Origin of the sequence: Paenibacillus sp. FSL W8-0919, from assembly GCF_038003785.1 — a bacterium.
Classification (GTDB): Bacteria; Bacillota; Bacilli; order Paenibacillales; family Paenibacillaceae; genus Paenibacillus_AQ; species Paenibacillus_AQ lactis.
Window position 1 is genome coordinate 5,289,977 of the sequence record NZ_JBBOPV010000001.1, and the last position, 14,723, is coordinate 5,304,699.

The following is a 14,723-nucleotide window of genomic DNA, read 5'->3' on the forward strand; positions in this document are numbered from 1 at the left end:
CCGAATCGCTTCGGCAAAGCCTTATACGGTCGGGCCGGGATTGCCTTCCTCCCCGTTTTCCAGCCCGCCGGCCACCGGAATTTTCCCTTCCGGAAGCGGCAGTTTGACAATGACGGATGTTCCGTGCCCGAGCTCGCTCTCCATCTCCATCGTACCGCCGTGCAGCTCAACGAGCTGCTGTGTGATCGCAAGGCCAAGACCGGTGCCGCCGTTGAGCGGATTGACCTGGAAGAAGCGATCCTTCACCCTGCGCAGATGCTCCTCCGAAATGCCGATCCCATAATCCCTGACCGTCACCGTGACGAACTTCTCCTCCATCGTAAAGTACAGGTTGATGACGCCGTTCTCATGCGAGAATTTCACCGCATTGTCCACAATATTGAGGAACACCTGCTTCAGCCGGTTGGCATCGCCGTATATGATCGGCTTCTCTTCCGACTCCAGCTTGATGGTGACGCCCTTCTTCTCGGCCTTCGCCCACAGATTCAAAATGATCTCCTGCAGCAGCTCCCGCAGATTGACGATCCCCTTCACCAGCTTCATTTCATTCTGCTGGAGCTTGGAGAAGTCCAGCAGCTCTTCCACAAGCCCGATCAAGCGGTCGGTCTCCTTGGCAATAATCTGCATCCCGATCTTTGTTTCCTCCGGATCATAGCCGCCCGAGTCGAGTGTTTCGCTCCAGCCCTTGATGCTGGTGAGCGGGGTCCGGAGCTCATGGGAGATCGAGGAGATAAAATCATCCTTGACCTGGTTGCTCCGCACGATTTCCTGGGCCATGTAGTTCAGGGTAGACGACAGCTCGCCAAGCTCGTATTTGTAATCCCCCTTGATGCGGACATTAAATTTGCCCTTGGCCATCTGGGTGGATACCGTCGTAATATTATTGATCGGCTTCACGATCGAGTTGGCCAGACCGATGCTGAACGCCAGCACGATCGCAAGCACCGCTGCCCCGATGCTGACGGCGAATAACGTCAGCTTGAGCAGTCGATCGTTAATGAGATCCAGCGACGTTACGTAACGAAGGATATACGTTTGATCGAAGCCGTTCTGAATCGACTGGGAAACAGCCATTACGATTTGTCCGGTACCGGGCTGTTTGCCGACCCAACGGCTGGTGTCGCCCGCGAGCGCCTGCGTCACGTCACTTGTCTTGATCGTTTGCTCCAGATCGAAGCCGGCCGATGTCGTCAGCACCTGCCCGGACGTGTTCAAAATTTGCAACTCGGTATTGTAGAGCTCAAAATGCCGAACCATCTCGCTCAGCTGATTCACATTATCCGACGACGTGACCCGGAACGGCTGATAGAACTCGTTCGAGAGGCGGATATGGTTGCTGACATGGTTATACACCGTATCGTAATAATAGGTTCGGATTGCGATTAGAAAGATTACTTCAACCAGCAGCAAGGCGATGAACACTACCAGGAAGTAGTGCAGCACGATTTGCCGCCGAATGCCTTTTTTGATCATTAGCCCTGACCCTTCCATTTATAGCCGTGTCCCCATACCGTTTGGAGATATTCCGGCTCGGAAGGATTGCTCTCGATTTTTTGGCGCAGTCTCCGAATATTGACGTCCACGATTTTGGGGTCGCCCATATATTCTTTGCCCCAAACATGGTCCAGCAGGACATCACGGCTAAGCGGCGTATTTTCTTTTTCCAGGAAAAACTGCACCAGCGAAAACTCGGTCGGTGTCAGCTCGACGGACTGGCCGTTCTTCTTGAATTGCTTGGATATCAGGTCAAGCGTGAACGGACCGGACTGGAACGATACCTTAGCGGCTCCGGCTCGCTGAACGTTGACCCGGCGCAGCAGGGACTGAAGCCTTGCAATCAGCTCCGTCGGACTGAACGGCTTGCTGACATGGTCGTCGGCACCGACGGACAGCGCATATACCTTGTCCTGCTCCTGAACCTTGGCGGTCAGAAAGATAATGCCGATTCGCTCATTCGTCTCCCGAATTCTCCGGCACACCTCGAACCCGTCGATCCCGGGAACCATGACGTCCAGCAATGCGATATCGATGTCTGGCGTCGACTGCAACAGGCGCAGCGCTTCGTTACCGTCTCCGGTCTCGAGAACTTCAAACCCGTTGCGTTTAAGATTGATCACGATAAAACTGCGAATGGATTCTTCGTCTTCCAATATGAGTACTTTACTCAAGATCTAGTTCCCCTTTCTTTCGATAGGAGCCACATTGTTGCTTGGCTTGTTCTCTTTTTTGCTAAGCTTTAGATCGCCGTGGCTTCGGTACGCGATAACGCGGCTTTTTTCCTTCACTAAAATCTCCCAATCGGACTCAGCCTCCGCCCACTGGGCCATCGTGAAAAATTTAATCTCCGCCACTGATTCACCAGAATCGATCATCACGAAATTCAGATAGGAATCTTTGTTGGATTCCGGGGTAATCGTAATCTGGTTGTACAGGTCGGCCGGGAAATCCAAATAGAAGTGGTTATTGATATCATAGTATCTTTGAAGCACGAATTGCAGTCCTTCATTTTCATTCACTTCGCGAATTTCTCCGTCCCACTGATAATAGGTGGTAAAGTAAGGGATTTCCTCGAAGAGCCGGTCCTCCCAGCCTGCCGGTCTTTCCAGCAATCCAATCTCCAGAGTGCCGTCATCGTTCACGTCTTCGCTCTCGATCGGCAGCTCTTTGAAGGTCAGCAGCTCATCCTGCAGGATATCGACAAACTTATTATCCTCCATGATGATCAGCTTCGAATAGGAGGAATTGGATATAACCGAAGCATCGAGAATTATACCTTCTTTATTTTTAGCCACTTTCCCTGCGACAACATTGTAATAACTTTCAATATTCGGTCCGAGATCCAGCTTATCCAGCTCAACGAAGGCTTCCTCGAACTTGTCATATTGATACGTGCTGACGTACGACAGCTCTTTCTGCTGGAGATAAACGACGGTAATATCCTTGATCTTGTCGCCGTTCAAATCCCCGATATTAAAGTGGGTATAAGGCAGCGGAGCTACCTTCTCGAGCGAGTTGCCCGAGAACGAATAGACGATCAACAGGTTCTGAAGATTCTCCTCGCCGCGGGAGAAGCCTGCAACGATATCGACCTTGCCGTCATTCGTGAAATCTACGAAATCAAACGATTCCAGCACGGTCCCTTCCCCGTCAAAATCCAGCAGCTTGACCCAGGCATCTCCCTGCTGCTGCATGATCATGCCGTGGATCTTCACTTCTTCATCCGGCGTCTGATAGAAGACGACCGCTTCCAGCACACCGTCATTGTCCAGATCCTGAATGCGGATCGAGCTGCTGTCCACGTCGCTCCTTGGTCTGATGATTGCCCCGGTATCGGTCTTCCGTTTCTGAAGGGCTGTCTGGATCGCGCCGTGCAGCGTCGCTTTATCCGCAGGCAGTTCCGGCTTCTTCATCAGCGAGACCGGATCCTGAATAAACGTGCAGCCGCTAAGCAGAAACAGCAGCAAGCCGGACAGCAAGGCTTGTATCACTCTATATTTCAATCCAGATCATCTCATTTCTATTCCATAGCCTCATTTATAAAACCTACAGATAATTACAGTCTTGACTTCTCGCCATGAGTTAAACGCCGTCCCGTCACGTCGACGACAAGCTCTCCGCCGGCGAGCCCCATCACGCGGGTGCAGTATTTTTCCGCCAGCTCCAGCGGGATCACCGTAACGACCGTAAGCCTTTCTTCATCACATAGGGTCTTTAACGTTTTGAGCACGTGCTCGGCCGATCCCGGATCCAGGCCCGTGACGGGCTCGTCCGCAAGAATCACCTTCGCTCCGTGCACAAGCGCCCGGGCGATTGCGATCCGCTGTCTTTCTCCCCCGCTTAGCTCCCCTGCTTTGCGGTGGGCCTTGTCCAAAAGCCCCAAATGCTCGATCGTATCCATGGCTCCCATATAATCATCCGAGCGGACCATGCCGGTAAGCATCCGCCACCATGGCGTCTGGCTCGATTGTCCGATCAGCACGTTTTTAAGTGCAGTGCGATTGACGTTTAAGGAAGGGTTTTGCTCGAGATACGCCCATTCCCGGCGAATTTTACGTTTACCCGCGGGATTCATCATATCTTCGCCGTCAATCGTCAATTTGCCGCCGTCCCATTTTTCCTGCATGGACAGGCAGCTCATCATCAAGCTTTTTCCGCTTCCGCTCGCACCGATGAGTCCGATCATTTCCCCGCGCTCCATCTGAAAGGTGATATCCTTCAGCACCGGCGTGCGGTCAGGACCTATCGTTTTCTTCAGCCGATCCACTTTAATCATGTTATCGTCTCTCCCGTCAAGTGCGTATTCCTACTCTCTAGTTTAGAAGAAAGCGAGGGCAATTGCCATGAGAACAAACATTCGCATTTACAGCTTTGAATCGGCAGCAGGTTTAAACAGCGCACCCGCACATCCAAATAGAATGTACAGTCCTCCGAGCAGGAAAAATATGCCGCCATTCCACCCGGTCTCCATTAATGCTCCGCCCGCATTAGGGCCCGCAATGCTCCCGACATTAAAGTGAAAAGAGGCGACGACGTTCGCTGCCGGAAGGAGCAGCTTCGGCAATATATCAGCCGCGTAAGCAAGTCCTAGCGAAAAGAAGGAGCCGACGAGGCCTCCGGCAGCCGTTAACAATATGAGAGTTGCCCAAAAATTCGTTCCTGCCAGCGGAATGAGCGCGAAACACAGTCCGCCGGAGATCCCTGCGATCACCAGTACGCGCTTGCGGCCGAACTTATCGCTCCATATGCCGAGCGGGAGCTGGAGCAGCAGCCCTCCGATCCCGACAAAAGGCAGCAGCATCGATATTTCGTCCAGCGTAAACCCGCTTCTTAACCCGTAAACGGGAAAATTGCTGTTCATACCGGCTTCCATATACCCGTACAGGAATGCCGGCAGCAAAGCGTACCATGCCAAACGGTAGCTTCTCATATATCTTCCGGATGACGTCTGATCGCCGCCTTCGACTTTTTCAGGCTTGATGTTCGGCAGCTTGACCAGCACAATGATCAGTATGAACAGAAACTGCACCGCAAGGACCACGAATGGAACGGCCTCTCCGTATTTGAGGAGCGGAATCCCAAGCGGGCCGATGCTGAAGCCTAGCCCGTAAGACATGCCGTAGAAGGAGATGCTCCTGCCCCGGTTCTTAGACGTTGACATCATCAGCACCCATAGCTGGGCTGCATAATGCAGAGCGCTGTCACCGATTCCGACTAGCAATCTAAGCACAAACCAAAACGCAACGCTTGGGATCAGCGGGAACGCAAGCAGCGACAGCATCACCAAAACAAGTCCGGACGCGATCAGCTTTTTAAAGCCGATCAAGCCCAGCAACCTCTCCGCAACCAGCGTCATCGCGAAAGAGCCGACGTACAGCGCAGCGGCGTTCAAGCCGTTCATCGAGGATGATATCCCCATTCGTTCTAGAAATATCGCCAGCACGGGCAGCAGCAGTCCCTGGCTCAGGCCCGCCGCTACAACGACGGCAATTAATATGAAATAATGAGTTCTCCCTTGACGGGGTTGTGCAGCTTCTGTCACGTAAAACAAGGCCTCCTCTATGTAGAAAAAACAATGAATTTAAACAGCCAAATGAACATTATAGTGGACAAGCCCAATCGATACAAGCCATAATAATAACAATGCCATCAATTGGGAGGGTATCTGTAAATGAAATATAAAGTGCGTATCGATGTATCCATGGTATACGAGCTGCTGGGCAGCTTCATGATATATGCAACGAGAAAATGGACCGATAACCTGGACATCGGCAAGCGGCTCATCACCGAAATGGACGAGCGCATGCCGGAGGATGCAAGGGTGCGGTTCATCGCGGCCCGGCAGTGGCCTTTATCCGATTACGACGTGCTGTATGCGCTGGTCATGCTCCGGGGTGATCATCAGGAGATCCCCGATTTCCTGGACTGGATCGAAAACTCTTCAATCGATGCATTAGGCGAGCTGCTGTATCCTCATCTTCCGTCCTTGTCCCGGGATGAAATCGCAAGAATCCGCGAAAGCTATATACCGCTAATGAAGCTCTGGCATACGCATTACTTCTCCTCCGTCGAGAACGAGCTGCGTCAGCTGCTTGAGGAGGATGCCGAAGAGAAACAAACGCTGCTTCCAAAGATGGACGATGAGCATCTGATCGAATACGCGACGAGCGGCGTTATTCTGGATCAGGTGCCACAAGAGAACGTCGTTTTGTTCCCCGGCACCCATTTCCGCCCGATCAATACATATTGCTTCTATGAAAATACGCTGCTGCTTCAGTATCCGATCGATATTCCGGAAGAGGATGAGGACGAGCCGCCTGTCGTCCTGCTGCGCATGACCGAAGCGTTGGCCGATCCGGAGCGTCTGCGCCTGCTCCGCTACATCGCCGATGAGCCGAAGGCCGTGTCGGAGATGGCTGCTGATCTGAACCAGCCTTACGAAGAGCTGATGCATCATCTGATGATTCTTCGGGCGGCGGGGCTGCTGCGCTCCCACTTGAAATCCGAGAACAACGAGCGGTTCAGCCTGCGTCCGGATGGAGCCTCCGAGCTTCAGATGTTCCTGGAGGATTATATCCGTTTGACGTGATCCCGCGTAAGGTGACGCGGACGACGATGTACATGAAATAACCGCAAGAAGGAGACAACCATGAGCATAACACCACAGCATATCATCTTCGATATGGATGATACCTTGATCCACTGCAATAAATACTTCGATTTGATACTCGGGGATTTTTTCGAATGGATGACCGATTGGTTTTCACCCTTTGGCTTGACGACCGAGGAGGTCCGGAGCAAGCAAATCGAAATCGATATTGCCGGAACGAAACAGCTCGGCTTCGCCAGTACGAACTTCCCGCAATCCTTGATCGCCACTTATCGGCATTACTGCGAAGCTCACGGACGGACTCTGTCGACTATCGAGGAAGAGCAGCTATTCGTTCTCGGCATGAGCGTCTATGATCAGGAGGTTGAACCTTATCCCGGTATGGTGGAAACGCTGGAGCGGCTTCAAGCCGACGGGCATCGACTGTACTTGTATACCGGCGGGGAAGCACGCATTCAGCAGCGTAAAATCGAGCAGATGAAGCTCGCCGACTATTTCGGAGACCGGATCTACATCCGCCGGCATAAAAATATAGAAGCCCTTGAGGAAATAGTCAGTGCCGGAAGCTTTGACCGCTCCCATACCTGGATGATCGGCAATTCCCTTCGCACCGATGTCGTGCCTGCACTTACCGCCGGCATCAACAGCATCTATCTCAAGCAGCAGCGGGAATGGGAATACAATCTCGTAGAGCTGAAGCAAGAGCCTCATAACGTTCTGTATACGGTGTCCGCGCTGACCGAAGTCCCGGATGTCATTCATCATCATTTCATGTAAATTCAATCGGGGTACCCTGAAGGTTGTTACAAACCTTAAGCAGGGTACCCCTTTTTTTTCATTATTTTAAAAGTCGATTCTATCCCTATACTAACATCGATGCTATTATTACTGTCGAACCGCTGTCCCCGCCTCGGTTTCGAGGGACAGCTTGCCGTCGCCTCCGGATGACAACACCATTCGGGCTTTATACGTGCTTCCGTCCTCGCGTTTAAATGCCAGCAGCTTCGTTCTGCCCTGCTCGAGCAGTGATTTCAGCATGGCCTGGGATATCGATTTGCCGGCAAACTCCTTCCAGATGACGAATGAGCATCCGGACTTGAAGTTGGCGCAGCCGTATCCTTTCCGGCCCTCAATAATTTGACCGCCGCAGCCAGGCCTTGGACAACGGCCAAGAGGCTCGCGAATGGACGGAACCGGAGTATCCGGCTTATTCGGCGACCGCTCCGGACGCTTTCGAGCCGCCGAAGGATTCCCGGCGGCCGCCTTACTGCTTCTTCCCCTGCCTTTTCCCTTCGGCTTGTCCTCATCTCCGCCAAACAGGGAGGGCGGTGCCGGCGGCTGCGAAGACACTTTATTGATTATGGAAACCGTAAACTTCTGGACATTCTGCATGAACGTTTCTGCAGACGCCTCTCCCTTGGATATTTGGTGAAGCCTCCGCTCCCACTGCCCGGTCATTTCCGGCGAAGCAAGAAGCTCGACGCCGGCGTGGCGGATCAGCTCGACGGCAGTCCTCCCTTTCTGCGTAACCGTGATTTTCTTGCCCTGCATCGTAATATAACCGACCTTCTTCAGCCGTTCGATCGTTGCCGCTCGGGTGGCCGGCGTTCCGAGGCCGCTGTCCTTCATTGCATCCCTCAGCTCATCGTCCTCAATGGACTTGCCGGCACTCTCCATCGCTTTAAGCAAGGTTCCTTCGGTATAGCTCTTCGGCGGCTGTGTGGCCTTCTCCTTTACTTCCGATTTCCGGCAAAACACCGGACGGTCCGGTGCGATATCAAATGAACGGTCGTTCCATTCCTGGGTTTCGTCCTCCTCCTCGTCTTTACCTTTGCGGGACGATCCCTTCGACTTCTTCTGTTCCTTATCCTTCTCGATAAGCACCTTCCAGCCTAATGACAGCAGCTCCTTGATCCCGGTCTTGAACGTTTCGCCTTCAACCTCGGTCAACACCGTATGCTGCTTGTACAATGCAGGCGGATAAAAGTGCGAAAGAAAGCGGATGATGATCAGGTCGTAAATATGCGCTTCTTCCTTGCTCAGATTGCCGGGCCGCTTCAGCGTCGGCAGGATTGCATGGTGATCCTCTACCCGCTGCGGATTACAAACCGCCTTGTTATTGATATGGACACGCTTTGGATCCGCTCCTTCCGCCATCTGTCCGTAGGAGGTCGATTTCAGCATATGGAGCGCCTTGTGCATGCCTTCGATATTTTGCTCGTTCACATAGTTGGAATTGGTACGCGGATAAGAAATCACCTTATGCCGCTCGTACAGCGCTTGTGCGAGGTCCAGCGTCTTCTTGGCCGAATAGCCATACTTCGCATTGGCCTCGCGCTGAAGCAAGGTCAGATCATACAGCTTGAACGGGTATTCCTTCGTTTCCTTGACTTCATATTTGGCGACCGCCCCTTGCTTGCCTTGAACCTTTGCAGCGATCGCGTCCGACTTCTCCTTCGAGGTTAGCCGTTCCCCCTGCCATGTTCCCGTATATTCAAGCTTTTCCTGACGAAACAAGGCTTTGACTTCATAGAAGGTCTGGGACTCGAATGCCTCGATCTCCTTCTGCCGGTCATAGATCAAAGCCAGCACCGGCGTCTGCACCCGTCCGACGGATAATAGGGTCTGATGGCGTGTGGTGAACGCACGGGATGCGTTCATGCCGATCAGCCAATCCGCCTCGCTGCGGGCACGCGCCGCTTGCGTCAAATCCTCGAATTCCGCCCCGTCCTTCAGCTCGGCGAAGCCTTTAGCGATGCTTTCCGGCGTTAAGTCCGATATCCACAGCCGCTTGACAGGCTGTCTTAACTTCAGCTGCTGCTGGATCAGAGCAAAGATATACTGTCCTTCGCGCCCCGCATCGCATGCATTGACGATGTGACTGCAACGCTTGGCCACTTCCCCGATGACCTTCAGCTGATCCTTCGTTTTCGGATTCGGAACGATTTTGAATTGCTCCGGTATGATTGGCAAATCTCTTAAATTCCATCGCTTGTATTTCGGATCATAGGCATCCGGCTCCGCCAGACCTACGAGATGTCCGATTGCCCAAGTGATAATATACTGCTCGCCCTCCAGATAGGTGCGGTGATTCTTCGCCCGTGGCTCGATCACCGCCGCGATATTCCGTCCCATATCCGGCTTTTCGGCAATGACCAGTGTTTTCATCTGACATTCTCCTCCCGGCCGAGTTCGCAGCAATATGCTATAGGCCGCTAACTCCAAAAAGGACTTCGCGGCTGCGAAGTCCTTCTTCTAATACAAACTATAGCATATTTAAGAATGTTTTTAAACCAGAACGGTTGCACCCATCAAATATTTATCCACTTCGCGGGCAACCTCGCGGCCTTCGTTGATGGCCCATACGACCAAGCTTTGACCGCGGCGCATATCGCCGGCTGCAAAGACCTTATCCACATTCGTCGTATATTTGCCATACGGAGCCTTTACGTTGGAGCGGCGATCCGTTTCCAGACCGAGCTGCTGCACAAGCGTCTGCTCCGGTCCGTCAAATCCGATGGCAATCAGTGCCATTTGGGCAGGAAACACCTTCTCGGTTCCCGGGATCGGCTGGTAGATTTTGCGACCGGTTTCGTCGACAATCCGCTCGATTTGAACGGTATGGAGCTCCTTCAAATTGCCTTCCTCATCACCGACAAATTTCGTGGTCATGATGGAAAATTCACGCGGATCGCTGCCGAACAGCGCTTTGGCTTCTTCATGCGCATAGTCAAGCGTATACACATTCGGGAACTGCGGCCAAGGATTCGCGATCGGATCCCGTGTAAGCGGCGCCCGCTTATGCGTACCGAATTGGGTCACGCTTCTGCAGCCGTGGCGGAGGGCTGTGGCCACGCAGTCGGAGCCGGTGTCGCCTCCGCCAATGACGATAACGTCCTTGTCTTTTGCAGAGATATAGTTGCCGTCGGCAAGACCGGAATCAAGATAGCTCTTAATCGTTCCGTTGAGGTAGTCCATCGCATAATGGACGCCCTTCAGATCGCTGCCCTCGATGTTGAATTCGCGAGGCTTCGTCGCCCCTCCGCATAATACGACGGCGTCGTAGTCCTGAGTGAGCTTCTGCGCCGGAATGTCTTTACCGATTTCGGTGTTTACCACAAATTCGATCCCCTCGGCCCGCAGCAAGTCAACGCGTCGCTGAACGACTCCCTTATCGAGCTTCATCGAGGGAATGCCATACGTCAGCAGCCCGCCAATCCGGTCTGCACGCTCGTATACGGTTACGCTATGCCCTGCCTTGTTGAGCTGGGCAGCAGCCGCAAGACCGGCAGGACCAGAGCCTACAACCGCTACCCGTCGCCCTGTGCGCTTCTCGGGCGGCTCAGGTACGACCCAGCCCTCCTCGAAGCCCTTGTCGATGATCGCCTGCTCAATCGATTTTATCGTAACCGGCTCGCCGATCAGTCCGACCGTACAAGAGCCTTCGCATGGCGCCGGACATACCCGGCCTGTAAATTCAGGGAAATTATTCGTTTTGTGAAGACGTTCCAAGGCCTCTCTCCACAGTCCGCGATACACCAGGTTGTTCCATTCAGGGATCAGATTGTGGATCGGACAGCCCGAGGTGCCCCCGATCATGTCAATTCCCGTATGGCAGTATGGCGTGCCGCAATCCATACAGCGCGCTCCTTGGGTTTGGAGCTCTTCTTCTTCTAGATGTTTATGAAACTCTTCCCAGTCCTTTACTCGTTCTGCCGGGTCCCGGTCTGCCGGAAGCTGACGCTGATATTCCATAAAGCCTGTTGGTGTAGACATCCTGCTTTTCCCCCATCCGTTCTATCTATTCTGATTTCCATGCACAAAATATCATATCATAATCGCATACTAACGAGCGTCAAATCTGCCTAGAAACGGCACTTTTCCTGATTCATCTTTTTTATTATCCTTAATAAAAGTTTGTATCAGTTCCGAAATCCGCGCAGTATAAGGCAATTCAAGCAATTGTACCTACAAACATTAAAAATATAGTAGCATTTCGCTTTTCGCCAATTAAATGGATTATATGCATGATCATTTGTACTATCCTGCCATAATCGAACAAGGGTAATAGATGGGAGAGAATAGGATATCTATATGATCGATTATCGCTTATCGCTTACGGTCATAAATGACGAATCGGTACGCGTACGGGTTCTTCTCATCCGTAATTCCCGGCGTTTCCTCAACAACCTGCCACTGCTCCCAGTCAATTTCCGGGAAAAAGGTGTCGCCTTCAAACTCTTCGTCGATAAAAGTACAGTATAAGCGATCGGCCAGCGGCAGCATCTGCTCGTATATCTGGGAGCCCCCTATCACCATCAGCTCCTGCTCCCGGGCATAGGGCAACGCGTCCTGCAGATCGTGAATGACGATCCCCTGCTCCGGCGGAAGCGCGAAGCTCTCATCCCGGGTCAGTACGATATTCGTTCGTTTCGGAAGCGGCTTGCTTCCGAATGAATCCCATGTTTTCCTTCCCATAACGATCGGCTTGCCAAGCGTCTTCTCCTTGAAAAAGGCAAGGTCCCTCGGTAAATGCCAAGGCATCGTTCCATTGCGTCCGATCACCTGATCCTTGCCCATGGCCCATATCATCGAAATCATGTCAGCCATCCCCCTTTCTTCGGGGGCCCAATGCTTGCCCCCTCCGATGCAATACTGTCCATTCCTCCGGTCTGTCCTGCATTTCCGGCAACTGGATGCCCGGCTAATCCACTAGACCGCAACCGTCGCTTTAATCGTTGGATGATGCCGGTAGCCTTCAAATTCGAAATCATCGAAGGTATAGTCGAAGATGCTCTCCGGTTTGCGTTTGATAATCAGCTTCGGAAGATCGTACGGCTCCCGCTGCAGCTGGGTTTTAACCTGCTCCAAATGATTCGAATAAATATGGACGTCCCCGCCGGACCAGATGAATTCGCCTGGCTCCAAGTCACACTGCTGGGCTACCATATGCGTGAGCAGCGCATAGCTCGCAATATTGAACGGCAGGCCGAGGAAGCTGTCTACCGAGCGCATCGTCAGCATGCAGGAGAGCTTGCCTCCCGCCACGTAAAATTGAAATACGAAGTGGCACGGCGGCAGCTTCATGTTGTCGATTTCCGCCACATTCCAGGCGTTGACGATATGCCGGCGCGAATCCGGATTCGTCTTGATTGATTCGATGACGTTCGCGATCTGATCGATTCGGCGGCCATCCGGCGCTTTCCACGCACGCCATTGCGAGCCGTATACCGGACCCAAATCACCGTTCTCATCCGCCCATTCGTCCCAGATCCGCACGCCGTTTTCTTTTAAATACCGGATATTCGTTTCGCCGCTCAAAAACCACAGCAGCTCGTGAATGACCGATTTTAGATGGATCCGTTTCGTTGTGACGAGAGGAAAGCCCTGCGACAGGTCGAACCTCAGCTGCCTTCCAAAGACGGACAACGTCCCTGTTCCCGTCCGGTCTTCCTTTTCTACTCCATGCTCCAGAATGTCCTGCAGCAGCTCCAAATATTGCTTCATCTTCAAACTCACCTCTCTGGTATCTCATATGCATAGTCTATCATGTTCATGGCAGGTTGGGCAGACGAAAATTCCTCCCGCTCCTCCGAGGTTTATACTTTCTGTTATCTAAAAAAGGAGGCAGATCGCGCCTTTATAGCGTTCTCTGCCTCCTTGGCAAATATATGATGACCCGTTAAAATTCGAACGGATTAGCGGGAGATAATGTGGATCGGATGACCCATAACAACTTCCGCAGCTTCCATTACGATTTCGCCAAGCGTTGGGTGTGCATGGATCGTCAATGCCAGATCCTCAAGCGTAGCACCCATCTCGATCGCAAGGCCAAGCTCGGCAATCAGGTTGGAAGCTTCCAGACCTACGATTTGCGCGCCGAGTACAAGTCCTGTTCCTTCTTCGGCAACGATCTTCACGAAGCCTTCAGGGTGGTTCAGGGATACGGAACGTCCGTTGCCAGCGTAAGGGAATTTACCGGCCTTCACTTTGTGGCCTTTTTCCTTCGCTTGGGCTTCGGTGTAACCTACGCTGGAGCACTCAGGATCCGTAAATACAACGGCAGGGATGCACTTGTAATCGACAACCGATGGCATTCCGGAGATAACTTCGGCAGCCACTTTGCCTTCATAGGAAGCTTTGTGGGCAAGCGCAGGTCCGGCAACAATATCGCCGATTGCGAAGATATGCGGAATGCTGGTGCGGCCTTGATGGTCAACTTTCACGAAGCCGCGCTCGTCAAGCTCAAGTCCGATGAGGTCAAGACCAAGCTCGCCATCGGTGTTTGGACGACGTCCAACCGTTACGAGCAGGTACTCAGCCGTTACTTCTTTGGTTTCGCCGTTTACGGAGTATTTAACGGTAACTTCTTTATCGTTTTGCTCCGCACTTTCAGCTTTTGCACCGGTGATGATCTCAATGCCGGTTTTCTTCATGTTTTTCGTTACGAGGCTCGTCATATCCTTATCGAATCCGGCAAGGACGCTGTCCATACCTTCGATAATCGTTACCTTCGCACCGAATTTGGAGTACATTTGGCCAAGCTCTGCGCCGATGTAGCCGCCGCCGATAACGATCAGGCTCTTAGGCACTTCTTGCAGGTTCAGCGCTTCGGTGGACGACAGGATGCGGCCGCCGAATGGGAATGGCTTCAGCTCGATCGGACGGGAGCCGGTAGCGATGATGCAGTTTTTGAAACGGTAACGCGGAGATTCATGATCGTTGAATACTCGCGCTTCGTTCTCGTTGATGAACATGCACTCGCCGTTAAATACTTCGACCTTGTTGCCTTTCAGCAAGCCGGCAACGCCGCCGGTCATTTTTTTAACGACGCCGTTTTTGAACTCTTGGGTTTTCGCGAAGTCAACCTTTACGTTCTCCACGGAAATACCGAATGCATCGGCATGCTTGGCAGCCTCATACTGATGAGCAGCAGAGATCAGCGCTTTCGAAGGGATACAGCCGCGGTTCAAGCAGACGCCGCCGAGCTCGGACTTATCCACGATCAGAACTTTCTGGCCCAGCTGGGCGGCGCGAATCGCCGCCACGTAACCGCCAGGTCCTGCACCAATGACTAATGTATCAATATCCAAAGAAGCATCTCCAACTACCATTA

Annotated in this window: 12 protein-coding genes; 2 read left to right on the top strand and 10 right to left on the bottom strand. The window is 52.6% G+C overall.

What is annotated here, in order from left to right; genetic code table 11:
* Positions 1-21: 21 nt before the first annotated feature.
* The 5 genes from NST44_RS23915 to NST44_RS23935 form a co-directional block, all read right to left on the bottom strand.
* A complete protein-coding gene (locus NST44_RS23915) occupies positions 22-1,473 on the bottom strand; it encodes a sensor histidine kinase (RefSeq protein WP_340900787.1) in 1,452 nt (483 codons plus the stop codon).
* Positions 1,473-2,168, bottom strand: a complete 696-nt coding sequence (locus tag NST44_RS23920) for a response regulator transcription factor (RefSeq protein WP_007130017.1) — start codon at positions 2,166-2,168, stop codon at positions 1,473-1,475. Before NST44_RS23920 ends, NST44_RS23915 begins: the two co-directional genes overlap by 1 nt.
* A 3-nt stretch (positions 2,169-2,171) precedes the next feature.
* Positions 2,172-3,500: a hypothetical protein gene (locus NST44_RS23925; protein WP_210094599.1), complete on the bottom strand. Its 1,329-nt coding sequence runs from the start codon at positions 3,498-3,500 to the stop codon at positions 2,172-2,174.
* Positions 3,501-3,553: 53 nt separating this feature from the next.
* Positions 3,554-4,273 carry a phosphonate ABC transporter ATP-binding protein gene (locus tag NST44_RS23930; RefSeq protein ID WP_007130015.1) on the bottom strand — a complete coding sequence of 240 codons (720 nt, stop codon included), beginning with the start codon at positions 4,271-4,273 and terminating at the stop codon, positions 3,554-3,556.
* A gap of 87 nt (positions 4,274-4,360) precedes the next feature.
* Positions 4,361-5,539, bottom strand: a complete 1,179-nt coding sequence (locus NST44_RS23935; protein WP_210094600.1) for an MFS transporter — start codon at positions 5,537-5,539, stop codon at positions 4,361-4,363.
* A gap of 129 nt (positions 5,540-5,668) precedes the next feature.
* Here NST44_RS23935 and NST44_RS23940 point away from each other — a divergent pair, with 129 nt between their 5' ends.
* Both NST44_RS23940 and NST44_RS23945 read left to right on the top strand, forming a co-directional pair.
* A complete protein-coding gene (locus tag NST44_RS23940) occupies positions 5,669-6,586 on the top strand; it encodes an ArsR/SmtB family transcription factor (RefSeq protein WP_028403519.1) in 918 nt (305 codons plus the stop codon).
* Between the two features lie 60 nt (positions 6,587-6,646).
* Positions 6,647-7,384 carry an HAD family hydrolase gene (locus NST44_RS23945; protein WP_028403520.1) on the top strand — a complete coding sequence of 246 codons (738 nt, stop codon included), beginning with the start codon at positions 6,647-6,649 and terminating at the stop codon, positions 7,382-7,384.
* 108 nt (positions 7,385-7,492) lie between these two features.
* Here the strand turns inward: NST44_RS23945 and NST44_RS23950 are convergent, their stop codons facing one another.
* The 5 genes from NST44_RS23950 to lpdA all read right to left on the bottom strand — a co-directional run bounded on the left by NST44_RS23950 (position 7,493) and on the right by lpdA (position 14,721).
* Positions 7,493-9,775 carry a type IA DNA topoisomerase gene (locus NST44_RS23950; RefSeq protein ID WP_028403521.1) on the bottom strand — a complete coding sequence of 761 codons (2,283 nt, stop codon included), beginning with the start codon at positions 9,773-9,775 and terminating at the stop codon, positions 7,493-7,495.
* Positions 9,776-9,895: 120 nt separating this feature from the next.
* On the bottom strand, positions 9,896-11,383 hold the full coding sequence (locus NST44_RS23955; RefSeq protein WP_007130010.1) for a glutamate synthase subunit beta: 1,488 nt from the start codon (positions 11,381-11,383) through the stop codon (positions 9,896-9,898).
* 333 nt (positions 11,384-11,716) lie between these two features.
* A complete protein-coding gene (locus tag NST44_RS23960) occupies positions 11,717-12,208 on the bottom strand; it encodes a dihydrofolate reductase (protein ID WP_210094601.1) in 492 nt (163 codons plus the stop codon).
* Positions 12,209-12,319: 111 nt separating this feature from the next.
* On the bottom strand, positions 12,320-13,114 hold the full coding sequence (gene thyA / locus NST44_RS23965; RefSeq protein WP_040738612.1) for a thymidylate synthase: 795 nt from the start codon (positions 13,112-13,114) through the stop codon (positions 12,320-12,322).
* A 191-nt stretch (positions 13,115-13,305) separates the two neighbouring features.
* Entirely contained in the window at positions 13,306-14,721 is a 1,416-nt protein-coding gene (lpdA, locus tag NST44_RS23970; RefSeq protein ID WP_007130007.1) for a dihydrolipoyl dehydrogenase, read from the bottom strand.
* Between the last annotated feature and the right edge of the window lie 2 nt (positions 14,722-14,723).

Excerpts from the sequence above, each read along its gene's own strand:
- lpdA (WP_007130007.1), bottom strand. The coding sequence starts at position 14,721 with ATGGTAGTTGGAGATGCTTCTTTGGATATTGATACATTAGTCATTGGT.
- NST44_RS23915 (WP_340900787.1), bottom strand. The coding sequence starts at position 1,473 with ATGATCAAAAAAGGCATTCGGCGGCAAATCGTGCTGCACTACTTCCTG.
- NST44_RS23950 (WP_028403521.1), bottom strand. The coding sequence starts at position 9,775 with ATGAAAACACTGGTCATTGCCGAAAAGCCGGATATGGGACGGAATATC.
- NST44_RS23945 (WP_028403520.1), top strand. The coding sequence starts at position 6,647 with ATGAGCATAACACCACAGCATATCATCTTCGATATGGATGATACCTTG.
- NST44_RS23955 (WP_007130010.1), bottom strand. The coding sequence starts at position 11,383 with ATGTCTACACCAACAGGCTTTATGGAATATCAGCGTCAGCTTCCGGCA.
- NST44_RS23940 (WP_028403519.1), top strand. The coding sequence starts at position 5,669 with ATGAAATATAAAGTGCGTATCGATGTATCCATGGTATACGAGCTGCTG.
- NST44_RS23930 (WP_007130015.1), bottom strand. The coding sequence starts at position 4,273 with ATGATTAAAGTGGATCGGCTGAAGAAAACGATAGGTCCTGACCGCACG.
- NST44_RS23960 (WP_210094601.1), bottom strand. The coding sequence starts at position 12,208 with ATGATTTCGATGATATGGGCCATGGGCAAGGATCAGGTGATCGGACGC.
- thyA (WP_040738612.1), bottom strand. The coding sequence starts at position 13,114 with ATGAAGCAATATTTGGAGCTGCTGCAGGACATTCTGGAGCATGGAGTA.